A 19832-nucleotide genomic window follows, 5' to 3' on the forward strand; every position below is an offset into this window, starting at 1 on the left:
TTAGTGAAAAGCCTACGTAATGTAGGCTTTTCTATTCATTTTAAAACGGCGCGTCGTCCGGCATATCGTTCATTCTTGAAGGCATAGTAATGCCTCCACCGCCAAAACCTCCGGCTCCGCCAAATGCATCGGATGGCCCCATTGCAGAAAAGTTATCCATTCCTCCTGCAAATGAATCCGCACCTCCGAAATCCTCTTCCAAATCCACAAATTTTACGTACTTACCGATGAAGCGCAACGGCACAATCCCCGTTTCACCATTCCGGTGTTTCGCAATAATCACCTCGCCCACACCAGCCGTAGGACGTCCTTCTTCGTCTTCAGTGAGTCCATAATACTCTGGACGATAAAGGAACAATACCATATCGGCATCCTGCTCGATAGACCCCGACTCCCGCAAATCCGACAACATCGGACGTTTACTATTTCCCGGCCGGGATTCCACAGCACGGCTTAACTGAGAAAGCGCCAATACTGGAATATTCAATTCTTTGGCAACAGATTTCAATGCACGTGAAATACTACCGATTTCCTGCTCACGGTTGCCACCACCTTTTCCTTCGCTCTTTCCGTGCATTAGCTGTAAATAATCCACGATAACCATTTGAATATCATGTTGTGCTTTCAAACGACGACATTTCGCTCGGAACTCGAAAACATTTAATGCCGGTGTATCATCAATGATAAGGGGCGCTTCCGTTAATCTTCCTATCCGGGAATGCAATTGCTGCCATTCATGGTCAGCCAAATTTCCTTTTTTTAATTTTTCTTGTTCAATTTCCGTTTCACCGGCTATCAAACGATTAACTAGCTGTACAGACGACATCTCCAATGAAAATACCGCCACTGGACGTTGATGGTCTACGGCCGCATTACGCGCGACAGATAATACGAAGGCTGTCTTCCCCATCGCCGGGCGCGCCGCAATGATAACGAGATCAGAAGGCTGCCAACCCGAGGTCATCCGGTCTAGTGCAGTCAATCCGGAAGGAATACCTGTCAATCCATCCGTACGGTCACGAAGCGCTTCCAAATTAGTAATCGCTTCCCGCATAATATCATCCATCTTCCGCGAATCACGACGTAAGTTATTTTGTGCAATGTCAAACAGGGATTTCTCGGCATGATCCAACAAATCAAATATATCGGTCGTTTCGTCGTAAGAGTTGTTTATAATTTCTGTCGACACTTTAATAAGCTCCCGCTGGATATATTTTTGGGAAATAATACGCGCGTGATACTCTATATTCGCAGCGGAAACAACTCTGTCCGTCAGCTGTGTAATATAATATGCTCCTCCCACCATTTCCAATGCACCCATTTTTCTGAGCTCAGCTGTCACCGTTAATAGGTCAATAGGAGAAGTCTGTTGAAACAAATTAAAAATAGCTTCGTATATTTTTTGGTGTGCTTCTTTATAGAATGAGTCGGGTTTAAGGATATCGATGACTTCACTAAGCGCGTTCTTTTCTAGCATCAAGGCCCCCAAAACAGCTTCTTCCAAATCCAAAGCTTGTGGGGGCAATTTTCCTAATCCACTAACTAAATTATTAAGGCTAGCCCGTTTCTTAGCAAAATTGGTTCTGCTCCCCGCATTGTTCGAAAATTCATTCTCTATCGCCATTCCAAAAAATTCTTCTGTTTTATTTGTTAGTGTTGATCGTAACGAATAACAAAAATATAAAAAATAAACAGGAACAATCCATCTATTTGTACACACTTCGGAGTATCGTAAAAAAGCTCCGTTATAACTTCCTTATGGATACGGGTTTCCATACCAACGTTTTCCACACCCTCTGTTAATAACGTGTGAAAGCGAAAAAAAGTCTCTTTTAATCCAACTAGTTATAGGAATGTTAATAAATCCCGAGGGTGTTAAGAACTTGTTTTTATATTCAGACTTTCTTCATATCAAATCAAGACTTTGTTCGCCGGTTTAACGTGAATCTACCGTGAGTTTAAATCTTCATTAAAACGTCGTTAATTGGGCGAAGCTGGTCTAAAGAAAGGGTAAAGCAGGTATAGCGGATATACGAAGATGTCATCATTATCTATCGAGATTAGAAAACGGTTTTTAGCAAGATAAAAATCAATATTGTATCTTTGCTTTATGGCAAATGATACCCGAACGATAAAACCTTACAAAGCACAGGAAGGTGGAAAGAAAGAACAAGTAGCAAATATGTTCAACAACATATCCAAAACGTACGATATGTTAAATCGGATGATGACTATGGGTATCGACACAATTTGGCGCAAAAAGGCGATTCGGTCATTACGCAGCATCCATCCGCAACTTATTCTCGATGTAGCTACTGGTACAGGTGATTTTGCGTTGGAGTCCATTCGGATATTGAATCCTAAAAAGATTATCGGCGTAGATATTTCTGCGGGGATGCTCGATGTAGCCCGTGAAAAAATTGAGAAAAAAGAACTACAAGAGCAATTTGAAGTTCAGCTTGGCGACTCCGAAAAACTGCAATTCGACGACAATACGTTTGACGCAGTTACCGTTGCCTTCGGCGTTCGTAACTTTGAAAACTTAGAGCAGGGGCTTGCTGATATCCGTCGTGTATTAAAACCGGGCGGCAAGGCAGTCATCTTGGAGTTATCCAATCCGACCACCTTTCCAATAAAGCAATTGTATCATTTCCATTTTCATAAATTGACACCCGCATTGGGCAAACTGATATCGAAAGATTCGAGCGCTTATTCTTATCTTCCCGAATCCGTTGCCAATTTTCCGGACGGCGAACGGTTTGCCGCCATTACGCAGAAGGTAGGTTTTAAGGAAACCAAGGTAAGGCCACAAACGTTCGGGTTCTGTACTATTTACGAGTGCACCAAATGATAATTTTCAACAACGATGAGAACGGTACTTATAACAGGAGCAAGTTCAGGAATTGGAAAAGCTTGTGCAGAGGTTCTGGCAAGCGAGTCGAAATATAGACTGTTGCTTTGCGCACGTCGTCTGGAACGGCTGGAGGAAGTTAAGCAGAAAATTCAATCCGCCCACCCTACTTGCGAAGTGTTTTGCTTTGAACTTGATGTACGTGAAAACAACGAAATTGAAAAAATATGGAACAATCTTCCTGCAGCATGGCGGAATATCGACATCTTGATTAACAATGCAGGGCTTAGCCAGGGACTGGAGCCCATACAAAATGGAAATATTGGGGACTGGGACAGGATGATAGACACAAACATCAAGGGATTACTCTATGTCACCAAACATACCATCCCATTGATGGAGCAAAGTGTAGCGCCACACATTATCAACTTAGGTTCTATTGCAGGCAAGGATGTCTATCCTAATGGGAATGTCTATTGCGCAACCAAACATGCAGTGGATGCGTTGACAAAAGCCATGCGAATCGATTTGCTGGAAAAAGGAATTAAGGTAACGTCCATCGACCCGGGAATGGTCGAAACCGAGTTTTCGGAAGTGCGTTTCAAAGGGGATAAAGAACGTGCGAAGGACGTATACAGAGGATTGACACCACTTTCTGGGAAAGATATTGCCGAGATTATTTCATTTGTACTTTCAAGACCAGCTCATGTCAACATCAACGATCTTTTGGTTATGCCTACAGCACAAGCCAATGGAACAGTCGTTGTACGTGATTAAATCTTCTATGAGCCCGCCGGATGACGGGTTCGTGATTTGTCAATAAGATATACTTATAATTTATAACGCTTAACTCATAAAAATATGTCATTAGAACAAAAAATCAATCAGGATATTAAAGCTGCCATGATAGCCAAAGATAACGCTAAACTACGTGGTCTACGTGCTATCAAAGCAGCTATATTACTAGCGAAAACAGAAAAAATCCAAGTGGAAGAGCTCAGTGAAGATACAGAAATCAAGGTGTTACAAAAACTTGCAAAACAACGTAAGGAATCAGGAGATATCTACAAAACCCAAAATCGCGAGGATTTGTATCAAATCGAGATGGAAGAACTGCAAGTCATAGAGGAGTATCTACCTAAACAACTGGATAGATCTGCCATTGAAGACATTGTGAAAGACATTATAGCAGAAGTTGGGGCAACATCCATCAAAGAAATGGGGAAAGTGATGGGCGCGGCAAATCAGAGACTTGCCGGCCAAGCAGATGGAAAGACGATATCAGAAGTAGTGAAGTCGTTACTAAGTTGACCTCACCCCTTTATCTTTATCCCGTTCATAAGTGACCATGTGTCGTTCTTTTTTAGCGGGATAAATATCTTCCAACGTAATCATGATACCTGTTTCTTCCACTTCACCAAACTCGTCATTCAACGCGGTGCCGAACGTACGCATGGTAGGCGATAAATTCATATAGGTATTGATAAGCGGTGGAATATTTTCACCTAATTCCCGGATCTTCGCGTTAAGCAGCTTGTATCCTTCTTTATAAGCCAAACCATCGAACATACCTACAAACGGTGTAATATCCGTTTTATATTTTAAGTTGAGATGTTCAAAAGGCACGACTAATTGATCTTTATCCGGAAAATAGTATTCCATGAAGTAAATCAGCAAATCGCGTGCGACTTCGTTATAGTGTGGATACATGGTTACTTTTCCGAACAAATACTTTACATCAGGATTAATAACAACCAACGCACCTAAGCCGTCCCACAAATTATCTAATGAAAATAGTCCTTTCCTGTTGTCTATAGAAGGTTGAAACCGAGGCTGTACCCAAGAGCGCCCAAGTTCCAATGTATACGGCAAAAACTCTTTTTTGAATTTATCGGAAAAATGAAAGTAATGCGCCGTAGACAGATGAAGGTTTCCCTCTCTATCAATTGCATCTAAACATTTTATAACACGGTAGCCGGCAATGATTTCTTCTTCTTCTGGATTCCAGGCAATAAGTTGGTCGTAGTTATGTTCGCATGTATCATTCTCATCAATATCGAGCGGTAATCCTGTTCCACCTCCTGCACCGCGAAAAGTCACCTCGCGGAGGCGGCCGATTTCACGCATAATATTGGGAGCGGTATGATAGTTGATTAAATAAACCTCATTATTTCCATTATTGGTATAGCGTACAAAAGCATCTTGTGTCAATTCCGCTTTAATTAACGCTCTGTCTACCGGTGGTATAATCTCCTGCATATATTATTTTTTGTCTCCCATTCTGTATACTATCTCTCTCACGTGATGAGCCCATTCGCGTTCACTTCTGGATCGGTCAAATTCCTGATAAGGAATTCGTTTTCCGACACGTATGGTTACCGTATGGTTTCGTTGAGAAAACATCTCATCCGGCAAATATAACATCTCCATGTTTACTTTTAATCCAAATTTTTGTCTCAGTCTAGCTAAATTATAGAAAAAATTAGAATTTTTACCATCAATGTAAACTGGTACGATGTCTCTTTTATATTTTTTCGCTTTTGAAATAAAGCTCTTCTTCCATTCCAGATCCGCAATCTTCCCTCGTATTTTGCGTGAAACCAAACCTGCCGGAAATACCAACAATGCATTATCAGATGCATAAGCTTGGTCGATTGCGATAATTCCACTTTTTGCTTGCCCTCCCACTTTGTTTACTGGGACAAAAAGAGGTTCTAGGTTTCGGATATTCATCAATATATCGTTCACTAGAAATTTGACATCGCGTCGATGCCGCCCTATTGCCTGCATGATGGCAATACCATCTAGTCCTCCGAGGGGATGATTAGAAGCAAATATGACGCTATCATCAACGGGAATGTTGTCCGCACCTTCCAATACTACCTCTACCCCTAAATCCTCTATTAAAGCATCGACGAAATCTAACCCGTATAGGTCCCGGAACCTAGTCATAATATCGTTTATCTCATCTTCATGGATAACACGTTCCAAATAGCTTATTAACGGGCTCGGAATCCATTTGGCCAACTTCGGGCTTTTTTTTCGAATTACTTCACGAATCTGAATAAACTTTACCTGCTCTTCTTCTCTGGCCATTTGTTTTTTTATAAGTCCCGTGTTTGCATAATTGTTGGCGTAAAAATAATAAATTTAAATTTTAATGATGTAAAAAGTTATTTACATGAATAGTATACGGGATAAAGGTAATATTGTTAATTTAGCACATAATTAAACATTAGTATAGAAAACGGTTTTAGGTTTTCTTTGTTTAATTTTTAAAACAGCTCATCATGTATATAGGTGAAATTCTAGCAAAGAACTATTTTGATGTCCAATCAGACGATAGCATTGGGTTCGCATTAGATAAAATGGATGAGCTCCATACTACACAGCTTCCTATTGTTGACGAACACGACTTATTGGGCATTGTTACAGAAGATCATTTGCTCTCTGCACATGATGAAACAAAAACTGTAAGTAGCTTGATGGTGTCGTTACGTTTTGTTTATCTATACGAATATCAACATATCTATGATGCGCTCCAGTATATGGACGCGCATCAACTGGAAATCCTTCCTGTCTTGGATAAAGAGAACGCTTATATTGGCGTTGTCACTACGGTAGATCTATTATCTGCTATCAACGAGACGCTAGGCAATAAAGATCCTGGCGCTATCATTGTGCTGGAACTGGGGAAAAATGATGTATCATTTTCACATATCGCCCATATCTTTGAATCGGAAAATGTACGCATTCTCAATACAGCCGTTCGTGATATTCCAGATACTACTAAAATCGAAATGACCATCAAGGTTGACAAACAAAATATTTCGACGGTGGTTGCCTCTCTATGGCGTTTTGATTACGTTGTCAAAGCTACATTCAACGACGGCAGCCAAGATTCAGACATCAAAGAACGCTACGATATCTTAATGAATTACCTAAATTTATAAACTCACCTTAATTAATTTTATGCAACAAAAATCCATCGCTATATATGGCAGGGCTTTCAATTCATCCGTTGTTCCTTATGTTGAACAATTGTTTTCCTATTTGAAAGAAAAGGATATCACCATTTATATTTATTCCGATTTCTACGATTTTTTGAAAGAACAACTAGATTGTCCAGATACATTCCTACGTTATTATAACCATCGCGATCTCCCACAAGATATTTTGTTTTTACTGAGCCTCGGCGGTGATGGCACGATGCTTTCTGCAGTATCACAAGTTCGGGATTCGGGGATTCCCATTGCGGGAATCAATTTTGGACGACTTGGTTTTTTGGCTTCCATTCACAAAACAAAGATAATCCAAGCACTCGATGATATTTTTGCAGGGCATTACACATTGCAAGCACGGGATTTATTAGAAGTAAGCAGTGATCAGCAACGTATTTTCGGTGACGCCAATTTTGCGTTGAATGACATCACCGTTTTCCGCCACGACACGTCGTCCATGATTACCATCAATGTGACCTTAAATGGAGAACTTCTGAACGCTTATTGGGCTGATGGTATTATCATTGCCACACCAACGGGGTCTACAGCTTATTCCCTAAGTTGTGGAGGTCCTATTATCATGCCGGGAAGTGGCAATTTTGTGATCACGCCTGTTGCCCCGCACAATCTAAATGTGCGGCCGATTGTTATCTCGGCAGACAGTGAGTTGGAACTGGAGATCGAAAGCAGAACAGATAAATATATCCTCAGTTGCGACTCGCAAAATGAAACGTTGGATACCACAACTAAGCTGCGCATTAAGCGCGCCCCTTTCAGAGTACATCTCATCCGCTTAGCATCGGATAGTTTCTTCGGCACATTACGTGAAAAACTGCTGTGGGGATTAGACGTTAGAAACTATTAGCGACATATTTTAACACAATTTAATACGTCCTTATTGTTCGAAAACGCCTATCTTTACACCATAAAATCCTCTATAGGGAAGTCCGATTAAAAAATGAGTTTCAAACAAAAGATAAATCCGAAAGCGTTACCACAACACGTGGCTATTATTATGGACGGTAACGGTAGATGGGCAAAAGGCTTTGGAAAGTTGCGCATCTTCGGCCATCAAAATGGGGTGACCGCTGTTCGGGAAGCACTAGAAGGCTGTATAGAGATCGGTGTGCCCTATTTAACGCTTTATGCTTTCTCATCTGAGAATTGGAATAGGCCGAAGATGGAAATCAACGCGTTGATGGAACTGCTGGTCGATACATTGGCAAAAGAAACCAAGACTTTTCTTGAAAATAATATTCGTTTAAACACTATCGGTAATATTAGCGATTTGCCTCAAAACTGCCAGACAAAATTGGAAGATACGATAGCACTAACAAAAAATAACAGCAGGTGTGTACTTACACTCGCATTGAGTTACGGTTCCCGAACAGAAATTATTGACGCGACCAAATCCATCGCTAAACAAGTAGCCGAGGGCAAGTTAAACGTGGAAGATATTAACGAACAAACTTTCCGTGACAACCTATACACCAGCGAAATACCTGACCCTGATCTCATGATTAGGACAAGCGGTGAACAGCGTATCAGCAATTATCTTCTGTATCAAATGGCGTATACGGAATTTTGCTTTTTGCAGAAAATGTGGCCTGAATTTACACGTGAAGATCTTTTCGAAGCCATTTACAATTATCAGCAAAGAGAAAGAAGGTTCGGCAAAACAAGCGAACAGCTATAATATTATATTTTATTACCTTTGCACGATCAGTTCAGAGCCTAATTTAAAAGGCTGGTTATTAATTATTTCTTTTAACAAAAATTAACAAGAGATTGGTGTACTTTAGCACCGAGAAAATAGAATAAATGAAGCGCTTACTATATTTAATAACATTTACACTAGTTTTCGGAGGGCAACCATTATTCGCTCAAATCCAAGGAAACAACCCGATTAACCTAAACGACCCTGATGACATCAGCTATTTAGATCCTAAAAATTACATCATCGGCGGCGTACGGGTTTCTGGCACGGAGTATCTGGATAACGATGTATTGATTACTATTTCTAAGCTTGTAGTCGGTCAATATATCGAGATCCCTGGCGAAGAAACGGCAAATGTCATCAAAACTTTAATGGCGCAAAACTTATTCGACGATGTACAATTATACGCTGATAGATTTCAAGGAGACAATGTCTATCTAGAGATTCGTGTTCGGGAACGTCCGCGTCTTACGCGCATTGATATTGAAGGTTTGAAAAAAGGAGAGAAAGAGGAGGTACAAAAACGCTTGAATACCAGTTCAGGTAGAATTGTCAACGAAAACCTCTTGAAAACGACTCGTTCCACTATCCAGAAATTCCTCCGGGAAAAGTCTTTCCTTTATCCGGAAATAGAAATTACTACTAAAAAGGACAGTGCTGAAGCGAACAACGAAATTGTTATTGCCAATGTTACCAAGAACAAAAAAATAAAGGTTCACCGTGTATATTTTGATGGAAACGAAGCATTTTCAGAACGCCAGTTACGCAAATATTTAAAAGGGGTAAAACCTCGTCGTTGGTATCGTATTTTTGGGCCGGGTAAATTTAAAGACGACAAATACAAAGAGGCCAAAGAGAATTTAGTTGCCAAGATGCAAGACAAGGGGTATCGAGATGCCCAGATTCTTGTCGACAGCATTTCCCGTTATGACAATAATGAGGTGGATGTGCATATCAGCCTTCACGAGGGTCCTCGTTACTATATGGGTGATGTTCAATGGTCTGGGAACTCGAAATATACCGACTCTGTTTTGAACCTGTTACTGGGAATGGAGAAAGGCGATGTATATAGCGAGGAGAAATTAAATACAAAGCTGATGGGACCTACCCGGAACAGTGATGACATTAGTTCGCTATATCAAAACGATGGTTACCTTACTTTTGGCGCACAGCCTATTATTAAACGTATCTATAATGATACTGTAGATGTAGAAATTGTCTTAAATGAGGGAAAACAATTCACTATTAACAATGTCATCGTCAAAGGAAACGATGTCACGAATGATCGCGTGGTATTACGTTCCATTTATTCCAAACCGGGACAAAAATATTCCCGCGAGCTGATTATGCGCAGTATCCGTGAAATTTCCCAATTAGGTATGTTTGATGAACAGAAAATCCAACCTGACATTCCACAATCGTCCATGAACTACGAAGAGGGAACAACGGATCTTGTATTCAACGTTGCTGAAAAGCCGTCTGACCAAGTAGAACTTTCGGGAGGATATGGTGCCGGACAGGTAATCGGTACATTGGGGTTAACATTCAATAATTTTTCCACAAGTAACCTTTTCAAAAAAAATGCTTGGAAACCGCTTCCGCGTGGAGATGGGCAAAAGTTAAGTATTCGTGGCCAAACGTCCGGAAAAAGATACCAATCGTATAGCTTCTCTTTCTCTGAGCCATGGTTAGGTGGCAAGAAACCGATTTATTTTGGTTTGAGCGCGTATACCTCTAATTCCTCCCCCTATGGGTTTAATCCCTACACAGGTCGGCAAATGGTAGAAGATGACGAACTGAGCCGTATTTGGATGACAGGGGTTACTGCTACATTAGGTAAGCGACTGCAATGGCCTGATAACTATTTTCAGGTCAACACATCGTTGTCTTTCCAACGTTACAAATTACAAAATTATCCCAGCTACTTTTTATTTGACAACGGTACAGCGTATAATATAAACATCACCCAGGAAATTAGCCGAAATTCGGTAGATGCGCCGATATATCCTACTTCGGGTTCACATTTCAAATTCTCCGTGCAGTTGACGCCGCCATATTCTGGTTGGAACAATATCGATTATCAAAATTCTCCTCCAGAAGTAAGATATAAATGGACAGAATACCACAAATGGAAATTTGATAGTCAATGGTATACGAGAATTGTTGGAAAATTGGTCTTGAAAAGCCAGGCACAATTTGGTTATTTAGGTAATTACACCAATAGGACAGAAACTTCCACTTTCGAGCGCTTTAAGCTCGGTGGCGATGGTATGATGGGCTTTGACTTCCTACAGGGATCAGAAATTATCGCTATGCGAGGTTACGCGAACGGTACTATTATCCCTGAATCTACAGGTTCACAAGATAACGGCATAACGAGAGCCATCAACTCCGGTAGCCCTATCTATGCAAAATATCAATTGGAACTTCGCCACCCTGTTATGTTAAATGAGCAGGCAACCGTATTTGTTCTAGCGTTTGCAGAAGCAGGGAATACTTGGAATAAATTCGATGAAGTCAATCCATTTAAAATGCGTCGTTCAGCCGGTATAGGGGCACGTATCTTCCTACCCATTTTTGGTATGTTGGGTATAGATTATGGTCATGCATTTGATCCGATCCCTGGCTTACAGCCCAGCGCATGGAAACAGAACTTTACTTTCAGTATATTACAAAACATGGGCGGCTTTTAAACTTTTTGGAACTATAATTGTCCTAAAATTTAGAGAAATAAGTAGCTATTGGGTTTGACATTTCGTTTGAATAAAAAAGTACTCCATAAGCATAAAGATAAAAAGCGTGCAGTAATGCGCATAAAATTTAAAAGTATATGAAAAAGGTAATATTTGTCATCAGTTTGATTGTAGCTTCAGTAACCCTAGCTTCCGCTCAGCGTTTGGCTTATGTAGATTCTGAATATATTTTAAAACACATCCCCGAATATACCACGGCTCAAAAGCAATTGGATGATCTTTCTACAAAGTGGCAAGCCGAGGTCGATAAGCAGTATGAGGAAATTGAAAAGCTGTATCAAGCCTATCAAAATGACCAAGTATTGTTAAATGAAGATATGCGTCGTCGTAGAGAAGACGAAATTGTCAATAAAGAAAAACAAGTAAAGGATTTCCAGCGTCAAAAATTTGGCTTTGAAGGGGATCTTTACAAAGAAAGAATCCGTTTGATCCAGCCTGTTCAAGATCGCGTATCAAAGGCGATACAAGAACTAGCAAAAAGTGAAAGTTTGGATTTAATCTTGGATAAAGGTAGTGAGGTTGCCATCTTATTTGCAAACCCCAGCTTGGATAAAAGTAATGACATCATTACAAAATTAGGTTTAAAACCTAATCCTAGTTTGGCGAATTAATTTTTTTATTATACTTGTGACAAGAAATTACAATTAATTATTAACGTTATATTTTATAAAACAAAAAAGCGCATTGGTTGATAAAAGAGAACCAAGCAAAATGATTAAAATGAGAAGAATGAAAAATTTATTTAGAAGTGTAGCTTTAGTAGCGGTGGTATTTTTGGGCATACAGCATGTAAGTGCTCAACAAAAGATTGGTCATATCAATGCTGATGAAATTTTTCAGTTGACTCCTGAATTTAAAACGGCAAACGATCAGTTGAGAACATTAAACGATACGAAGACGAAAGAATTGCAGGGTATGTGGGAGGAGTTTCAAAAGAAACAAACAGAGGCGAATGAAAAGTATAGAAACCGTAGTGAGGCCAACAAGGAAACAGTTGATGCAGAATTACAGAGCCTAGGGCAGGAACTTCAAAGTATGGAACAACGTATACAGGAAGTACAGCGTGTTGCACAGGAAGATCTAGGTAAAAAGCAACAAGAACTTTTGGCACCTATCCAAACAAAAGTAATGAATGCCATTAATGCTGTGGCTAAAGAAAAAGGATATGCTTATGTACTTGATACATCATCCGGAAACGTCATTTATTTTCAAGGTGGGGAAGATATCGCTATGGACGTACGTACAAAATTAGGTATTAGCCCAGACGCTAAACCAGTAACACCAGCCGTACCTACAGAACCTCAGCAATAATCGAACTTAACAAATAAACAAAGGAGACCATTTAGGTCTCCTTTGTTTATTATATGGTAGTAGTTATGCTTAATTAAACTTATCCAATCCTATAAATAGCAAAAACGCACTATAATATTTTAATCCTTTACCTTCTAGTACTTTCCGCAACGTATTCAACGCTTTGGAACGGGCAAAATAGACATTGCTAGCTGTCGTACCTAATCTTTCACAAATCTCTTGCGTACTCAGCCCCTCTAAATATGTCAATCGAAAAACTTCCGCTTGTTGTTCAGGTAGTTTCTCTATTTCAACTATAAGAAGTTCCACAAGCTCCACATAGATAATTCTGTTTAAAATATCAGTGTCAGAACTAGAAATTTCAGGAAGTTCATCCCCTTCTGAATTCAGTGGAAGAGTTGCTTTTCCAACATGGTCAAAACAGGCATTACGGGTAGCCAAATAAAGAAAAGCTTTAATATTCTGCTCTGTTTTTACTTTTGCTCTTCCATTCCACAATTTGAAAAAAGAATCGGATACGATTTCTTCAGCGACATGCTTATCATGCGTAATGGTATAAGCGAAATAACGTAAAGAATGTCCATATTTCGACATGAAGTATTGTAATCCTACCTCTTTCCCTGAACAAAAATCTACCAACTTTTTATCGGATATTTCCACTACGCAACGATTTCAAGATTTACAAATGAATTAATTTCATCTATTTATTTTTCTCTTATGGCTGATGAGAGCTCGAGTAAATAACCGAGCTTGCGAGCTCATCGAAGATAATCATTACCTCGTGGTTAATGATTATTTACATCTCGATTTTATAGTATTAAATATACAAAAAAAGAATTGGAAAAAGTTTTTTTTCCAATTCTTAATGGATAGTTATATGTGTTCAAAAGTTATCTCTGTGCATCAATCTTAACTTCTTCAATAAATTTCCCCTCCTCATCAAACATCTTGAAGGTAGCAAAACTACTATTGACTTCTACCTTCAGTATGTGATCGTTCTTATTGACAATAACCGGAAACCTTGTCGTGTTATCAGCCTTTTGAACAATATGGCGGTGCAAATGACCACTTAGCATAATCTGTGCGCCTGCTTCATTTAACAACGGTACAAACTTATCGGCAATATCCAATTCACCATGCCATCCGCCAAATGGAGGCATATGGCTGATAACAATTTTATATTTCGCCTTGGTATACATAGGTGATTGCAGCACTTCTTCCAACCATATGGCTTGTTCTGATCTATAGTTGTCCATGTCTACGATCCCATTATACTCAATATCAGAATCCGGCTTATCCTCCCCTGAATCCAACACCACAAAACAGACATCACCTATACTAAAAGCGTAGTATAACTTACCCGAGCTTGTGGGGAAGTATTGGCTAAACTCTGGTGCAAATGGGCCTCTTGTTTCATGATTGCCACGTGCGTAGTATATTGGAATCTCATCAGCAAAAAGAGCGGTCGCTGTGTCCAAAAATCCGCCAAACATTTGTTGCTCGCTTAACAGATTGTCTACCATATCCCCGTTGAAAACGATGAAATCGGTAGTTTTCAAATCCACCTGACCAATCAGATTTTTAAGAAGGTCGTTCCTGCCGTGGATGTCATTGACTACAGCAAAACTGATATTCTCTTTCGATCCGTTGGTCTTGAATCGCAGTGGTTCCTGTCGGTAAACATTCGTTGCGACGGTCTTGCCATATAGCACATCGGTTCCTTCATGTTTTAGCACCTCCTGACAATACACTCGATAGCGATAGATTGTATTAGGTTCTAAATTTGTCAATTTTACTTCATGTAATTTTCCCACTTTCTTGAAACCATCTTTGGAAGCGAAATATTTGGGGCGCGCTTCCTGATAGAAATGAGTTCCATCTTCCGGAGCCAACTCCACCCAGGCGATGGCAGGCTTATCACTTGTCCAGACAATAGAAACACTATTATCCGTCAAAGCCTGTAAGTAAGGTTCATGGTTTATACGGATATTTTCTTGTGCTATACCCGTGAGACCAAGCAATATACAGATACATATAATCAGGAAGGATTTAAAAAACTTAATCATACTATTTATATTTGGGGGTTATCATGGTGCTATTTTAATAATTTTTCCGTTTTCTTTCCGTATTGTTTCTCTATTGGTCTATTATTGTTACATAGGCCAGTTATCCGGGCGAATGTTTTCAGGTGACCGTACAAGGCATCTATTTTCCAACTCCCGCTTTTTTTATTTACACTTATTCACCATCAAGCTAATCGGCGACTCCCACGCGCTCCGTGTCGCGGTCGGCCAGATAAACGATATGTTTACGCTCGGGAAAAATAATATTTAAAAAGTTGATAAGATTTTCTTTGTCTCCAAAGAGGCGTCTAAAGCCTACATCAGTGGTCGGGTCGATAAATACCGGAACTTCTTTTTGTTGCTTCATAAGCATTGAACTTATTGTATCATAATCCTGATAATTATGAAGCAAACATCGTTAAATCTAAAAGTATTAGCCGCAGAATAAACGTTGATAGTCGTTTATGAGCGTTTAAAAACGGTTTCGGCGTAAAAAATAATCAGCTAAAAATCAGCTTATTAAATAAAATTTTCTTTTCGACCCCTACCAAACCACCCCCCATGGATAATATAAGGTATGGACGACAAAGAAATCCTGCGTCTCATAGAGAAGCTACAATCAAAAACAATCTCTCCCGAAGAACTCAAAAAACTTCGGGCACTATTGCATACAACAAACGATTCGAAAGCATTACTCGGATTAATGCGTGAAATGTATGAAGAAGTTTCAGTTGCCTCTGACGATATAACTTATAAAAATGAAGAAAAGACAAGAAAACGCTTAATCCAACGGATTCAGAAGGATAACTCTGTCACTAGAAAGCGAAACATTTTATATTACTGGGTGGCCGGTATAGCAGCTGTCGGACTTTTGTCATTAGGTTTCCTGTTTCTCCTTCAAAAACAAGAATCTACTCCGGCACTTAAATGGGTTATGGTTTCTACCCAGCACGGTGAGCGCAAAAAAATCACGCTGAGTGACGGCAGTACCATACAACTGAATGGTAACACCAAGTTATCGTATCTAAAGAAAAACTCAATCCCAATTCGTCTAGTCAAACTGGATGGAGAGGCTTTTTTCGACATTACTAAGGATGAAAGCAAGCCTTTTTTGGTGGTATCGAAAAAATTTACGACGCAGGTAGTTGGTACTTCTTTTAATATAGATACCGACATAGGAAAAACCGTTGAAGTAAACTCCGGAAAAGTAAATGTTTATGCTACGTCTGATAGTCAAGCACTAAAGCTGACTAGCGATGGGAGTGCAGAAAAAAAGAATGACATGCTCTCAATTCTCGAGAAAACGACACGCGGAAAGGTCAGCTTATTGCCTGGAGAGAAAGCATATCTAAACGATTCTAATAAATGGGAAGTATCGGCTTATCATCATAAAAATTGGCTCGACAATGAACTGGTATTCTTAAATGAACCCCTTCCTCGAGTTCTGAAAAAGGCTTATAGAAATTATGGCGATTCTATAGCGATAGACTCTGCTTTTGCTAACACGAATATGACAATTACTTTCAAAGGAAAGAAAATAGAACAAGTTTTAAATACTTTAGTCGAATTAAGCAATGGAAAATTAACACGAGACCCAACAACAAAAATTTGGAAAATATCGAAAATAGATAATTAAAAAAACCGGAAGTGCCAGGCATTTCCGGTTCCTTTCAGCAGATACCATTAGTGCGCCTGAGAAACTTACTGATGGCATCCCGAGTATCAACAAAGTATTGACCTTTATTAATTATGCAAAGATGCGAAAAAAAAGACACAATCATTGTATCCCTAAATTCATACAGATTATGCGTATATCTTTTGTACTCTCCTACCTCTTATGCACTACCTGCATGCTACTTGCCAGCAGCAAGAGCTTCGGACAGAAAGAGTTGGATAAAAACATACGTGTGAACTTCAAGAATGTCAGTTTAAAAGAGGCACTTGAAGAATTACAAACTAAATATCAAATTCCCCTTGCTTACAGTAATGATGAAAGCGTTTTATCCAATAACATCAATTATTCGGGGAATAAATTAGCGAAGGAAATCCTAACCGATATTCTTAAAAACCACAACATGACCTACGAAGTACGTCATGGTTTTGTGCGATTGGTCAAGTCTTCCACCCCACAACAATCTTCTCCTACACAACAGCAGCGTGAGATTACCGGAAGGGTAACCAATCAAGAAGGGGAAACATTAGCCGGTGTGTCGGTAGGAGTTAAAGAAAGACCAACAGTGGGAACCACGACGGATATCAACGGAAGATATATTCTTGCGGTCTCCACTCCCGCTACCTTGGTGTTCCAAATAGTGGGATATAAAACCGTTGAAATTCCTATTGCCGATCAATCATCAATCAATATTACGATGGAGGTTACTGAAACAGGGATTGATGAAGTTGTTGTTGTAGGATTTGGTACACAAAAGAAGATTAGTTTAATCGGAGCACAATCGACTGTAGATGCGAAAAGTCTGCAGGTACCTGCAGCGAATTTAACAAATGCCTTAGCAGGAAGAATTGCGGGAGTTGTATCGGTACAGCGAACAGGTGAACCCGGTTTTGACGATGCAGGTATCTGGATCCGGGGAATATCGACTTTTAGTCAAGGGCTAAGCGAACCTTTAGTATTAGTTGACGGTACGCCCCGTAAAATGGCAAATGTCGATCCGGAAGATATCGAGAGTTTTACGGTCTTAAAAGATGCTGCTGCTACGGCGGTTTACGGTGTTCGCGGAGCAAATGGCGTCATCATAATCAAAACAAAAAGCGGAGTGGCCGGAAAACCAACGTTCAATTTTCGTTATTACGAGGGGTTGACGCAGTTTACCAAACTACCGGAGTTCGCAGATGGTATTACTTACATGCACATGTCCAATGAAGCGTTGACAAACAGAGGTGCAGCGCCCATCTATAGTGAGGAAAGAATTCAGAGAACCATTAGTGGCGAAGATCCCTATCTGTATCCAAATGTAGATTGGATGGGTGCTCTATTTAACAAATTCGGACATCAACGACGCGGAAACCTCAATATCAGCGGTGGATCGGACAGATCAAATTATTATGTCGGCGTCAGTTATTTAGATGAGGTGGGATTATATAAGCAAGACGATTTAGTTAACTACAATCAACAGGTTGGTTACAAACGATACAACCTCACTTCGAACTTAACCGTAAGAGCATCGAATCTAACTAAAATAGAATTAGGGATTCAGGGCTATCTAGCCAATGCAAATTATCCAGCCGCAGGACAGCGTGATATTTTTGAAGATGCATGGTTAGTAACACCTGTACTTCATCCCATTATGTATGAGAACGGCATAGTACCCGATCAACGTGCTGGATCGCTTGTTAATCCCTATGCTCAGTTGACACAAACAGGCTACGCCAATCAATGGCGCAATCAGCTTTTCTCAAATTTACGGGCGACACAAGAACTCCCATTTATTACAGAAGGACTTTCGGCTACTGCCATGTTCTCTTTTGACGTGTACAACTACACAAGTATGCGGAGAACAAAACGTCCAGATTCGTTCTTGGCTACAGGGCGGGATGCCAACGGAGAAATGCAATACGAACAAACCTTTGTTGGGGAGCGCTTTTTGAACTTTACTCGTCCTAGCGAGGGAGAGCGTACCATTTATGTGGAAGCTGCATTAAACTATAACCGAGAATTTGGTAAGCATGCAACAACAGGAATGTTGCTTTTTAACAAAAGTGACAGACTTAATGCACAGGCTGATGATTTTATGAGTTCCCTCCCTTATCGTTACCTAGGTTTGTCTGGACGAGCAACCTATAGCTATGACAACCGCTATTTTGCAGAAGCAAATTTCGGTTATAATGGCTCTGAAAACTTTGCTCCAAACAATCGTTTTGGTTTCTTCCCCTCTTTTGGTTTAGCCTGGGTACTAAGCGAAGAAAATTTCTTCGAGGGTCTCAAAGACAAGATATCACTTGCAAAAATCCGTTTTTCACATGGTAAAGTAGGTAGCAGTTCCATTATGATTGGCGATGATGAATACCGTTTTGCCTATATTTCTACGGTCGAGGAAAAAACCGGATATAATTTCGGAAAAAACCGGAACAATAGTTTCAATGGATATAATATTGGCGAATACGGTGTTAATGTCACGTGGGAGACGTCGATCAAAAGCAATTTAGGTTTTGATATACAAACTAGCAACAATGAACTGAACTTTCAGTTCGATTTATTCAAAGAACGCAGGAGCGGTATCTTCCTACGTAGAGGAAACGTACCGAGCTACGTAGGACTTCAATCTGCTCCTTTTGGCAACTTGGGTATTATTGATAACAAGGGGTTGGATGGTTCGATCACTTGGAACAAAAGATTTAACGATTTTGGTTTCCAAGTCTTAGGGAATTTTACTTTCAATAGAAATAAAGTGGTGGACAATGACCAGCCTGATCCGCTTTATCCTTGGTTAGATGCAAAAGGTAAACGACTAAGCCAGCGCTGGGGGCTTGTAGCCCTTGGATTGTTTGAGTCGGACGATGAAATCAACAACGGTCCTTTGCATCCGGGCACGGTACAACCAGGTGACATCAAATTTCAAGATGTCAATGGTGACGGCAAAATAGACGATTTTGACCGGCTACCGATGGGGTACGGAACGATTCCAGAATTTATCTTTGGCTTTGGGTTATCCTTTAGCTACAAAAATTGGTCTATATCCTCGTTATTTCAGGGCGTGGGCAATGTGGATGTGTTGATGAACGGTGAAGGATTGATGCCGTTCTCCGTATCCATGAGTAGAGGAAATCTTCTAAGCAACATTGAAGATCGCTGGACGATTGACAATCCCAGACAGGATGTTTTCTATCCACGTTTATCCGACGGAAGCCCAAACAGCAACTATGTAACCAGCACGTGGTGGCTAAAAAACGGACGATATATCCGGTTAAAAGACCTACAATTAACTTATCAGTTGCCGAAAGCGACCGTGGGTAAAGTTGGGCTGACAGGTGCAAACATCTTTTTCTCGGGATATAATCTGTTCACTTGGAGCCCATTCAAGTTTTGGGATGTAGAATTGGGTGATGGCCGTGGCACACGTTATCCCAACATCACTACATATTCTCTGGGTGTAAATGTTAACTTCTAAAAGCAAGGTT

Annotated in this window: 17 protein-coding genes; 11 read left to right on the plus strand and 6 right to left on the minus strand. The window is 40.1% G+C overall.

The window, feature by feature from the left end; genetic code table 11:
* Positions 1-40: 40 nt before the first annotated feature.
* Positions 41-1624 carry a replicative DNA helicase gene (dnaB, locus tag H8B21_RS09825; RefSeq protein ID WP_190313573.1) on the minus strand — a complete coding sequence of 528 codons (1584 nt, stop codon included), beginning with the start codon at positions 1622-1624 and terminating at the stop codon, positions 41-43.
* A gap of 486 nt (positions 1625-2110) precedes the next feature.
* On the opposite strand from dnaB, the gene ubiE reads away from it, so the two are divergent.
* The 3 genes from ubiE (at position 2111) to H8B21_RS09840 (ending at position 4162) form a co-directional block, all read left to right on the plus strand.
* Positions 2111-2851 (plus strand): bifunctional demethylmenaquinone methyltransferase/2-methoxy-6-polyprenyl-1,4-benzoquinol methylase UbiE, encoded by a 741-nt coding sequence (gene ubiE, locus H8B21_RS09830; RefSeq protein ID WP_190313575.1) that lies wholly within the window; start codon positions 2111-2113, stop codon positions 2849-2851.
* A 15-nt stretch (positions 2852-2866) separates the two neighbouring features.
* Positions 2867-3628, plus strand: coding sequence for an SDR family NAD(P)-dependent oxidoreductase (locus tag H8B21_RS09835; protein WP_190313576.1), 762 nt, complete (start codon positions 2867-2869; stop codon positions 3626-3628).
* A gap of 84 nt (positions 3629-3712) precedes the next feature.
* Complete coding sequence (locus tag H8B21_RS09840; RefSeq protein WP_190313578.1) at positions 3713-4162, plus strand: GatB/YqeY domain-containing protein; 450 nt, start codon at positions 3713-3715, stop codon at positions 4160-4162.
* Here the strand turns inward: H8B21_RS09840 and H8B21_RS09845 are convergent.
* A complete protein-coding gene (locus H8B21_RS09845) occupies positions 4154-5110 on the minus strand; it encodes a GNAT family N-acetyltransferase (protein WP_190313579.1) in 957 nt (318 codons plus the stop codon). The two genes, H8B21_RS09840 and H8B21_RS09845, sit on opposite strands and share 9 nt — an antisense overlap.
* A 3-nt stretch (positions 5111-5113) precedes the next feature.
* Entirely contained in the window at positions 5114-5947 is an 834-nt protein-coding gene (locus tag H8B21_RS09850; RefSeq protein ID WP_190313580.1) for a 1-acyl-sn-glycerol-3-phosphate acyltransferase, read from the minus strand.
* A 194-nt stretch (positions 5948-6141) separates the two neighbouring features.
* Here H8B21_RS09850 and H8B21_RS09855 point away from each other — a divergent pair, with 194 nt between their 5' ends.
* From H8B21_RS09855 to H8B21_RS09880, 6 genes are all read left to right on the plus strand, one after another.
* On the plus strand, positions 6142-6804 hold the full coding sequence (locus tag H8B21_RS09855) for a CBS domain-containing protein (protein ID WP_190313581.1): 663 nt from the start codon (positions 6142-6144) through the stop codon (positions 6802-6804).
* Between the two features lie 19 nt (positions 6805-6823).
* Positions 6824-7717 carry an NAD kinase gene (locus tag H8B21_RS09860; protein WP_190313582.1) on the plus strand — a complete coding sequence of 298 codons (894 nt, stop codon included), beginning with the start codon at positions 6824-6826 and terminating at the stop codon, positions 7715-7717.
* A 93-nt stretch (positions 7718-7810) separates the two neighbouring features.
* Positions 7811-8548 carry an isoprenyl transferase gene (locus tag H8B21_RS09865; RefSeq protein ID WP_190313583.1) on the plus strand — a complete coding sequence of 246 codons (738 nt, stop codon included), beginning with the start codon at positions 7811-7813 and terminating at the stop codon, positions 8546-8548.
* Positions 8549-8673: 125 nt separating this feature from the next.
* Positions 8674-11262, plus strand: a complete 2589-nt coding sequence (bamA, locus tag H8B21_RS09870) for an outer membrane protein assembly factor BamA (protein WP_190313584.1) — start codon at positions 8674-8676, stop codon at positions 11260-11262.
* A gap of 137 nt (positions 11263-11399) precedes the next feature.
* On the plus strand, positions 11400-11933 hold the full coding sequence (locus H8B21_RS09875) for an OmpH family outer membrane protein (RefSeq protein ID WP_190313585.1): 534 nt from the start codon (positions 11400-11402) through the stop codon (positions 11931-11933).
* Between the two features lie 118 nt (positions 11934-12051).
* On the plus strand, positions 12052-12633 hold the full coding sequence (locus H8B21_RS09880; protein WP_190313586.1) for an OmpH family outer membrane protein: 582 nt from the start codon (positions 12052-12054) through the stop codon (positions 12631-12633).
* Between the two features lie 69 nt (positions 12634-12702).
* Here H8B21_RS09880 and H8B21_RS09885 read toward each other — a convergent pair whose 3' ends face one another.
* From H8B21_RS09885 to H8B21_RS09895, 3 genes are all read right to left on the minus strand, one after another.
* Complete coding sequence (locus H8B21_RS09885; protein ID WP_223814946.1) at positions 12703-13272, minus strand: RNA polymerase sigma factor; 570 nt, start codon at positions 13270-13272, stop codon at positions 12703-12705.
* A gap of 251 nt (positions 13273-13523) precedes the next feature.
* Positions 13524-14699, minus strand: coding sequence for an FN3 domain-containing metallophosphoesterase family protein (locus H8B21_RS09890; RefSeq protein WP_190313588.1), 1176 nt, complete (start codon positions 14697-14699; stop codon positions 13524-13526).
* Positions 14700-14886: 187 nt separating this feature from the next.
* The gene (locus H8B21_RS09895; RefSeq protein ID WP_190313589.1) at positions 14887-15063 is read right to left on the minus strand and encodes a hypothetical protein; all 177 of its coding nucleotides are present in this window, start codon (positions 15061-15063) and stop codon (positions 14887-14889) included.
* A 210-nt stretch (positions 15064-15273) separates the two neighbouring features.
* Here H8B21_RS09895 and H8B21_RS09900 point away from each other — a divergent pair, with 210 nt between their 5' ends.
* Both H8B21_RS09900 and H8B21_RS09905 read left to right on the plus strand, forming a co-directional pair.
* The gene (locus H8B21_RS09900) at positions 15274-16332 is read left to right on the plus strand and encodes a FecR family protein (protein WP_190313590.1); all 1059 of its coding nucleotides are present in this window, start codon (positions 15274-15276) and stop codon (positions 16330-16332) included.
* Between the two features lie 169 nt (positions 16333-16501).
* Positions 16502-19822, plus strand: a complete 3321-nt coding sequence (locus tag H8B21_RS09905; protein ID WP_223814947.1) for a SusC/RagA family TonB-linked outer membrane protein — start codon at positions 16502-16504, stop codon at positions 19820-19822.
* Positions 19823-19832: the final 10 nt, after the last annotated feature.

Origin of the sequence: Sphingobacterium chuzhouense (assembly GCF_014692525.1) — a bacterium.
GTDB lineage: Bacteria > Bacteroidota > Bacteroidia > Sphingobacteriales > Sphingobacteriaceae > Sphingobacterium > Sphingobacterium chuzhouense.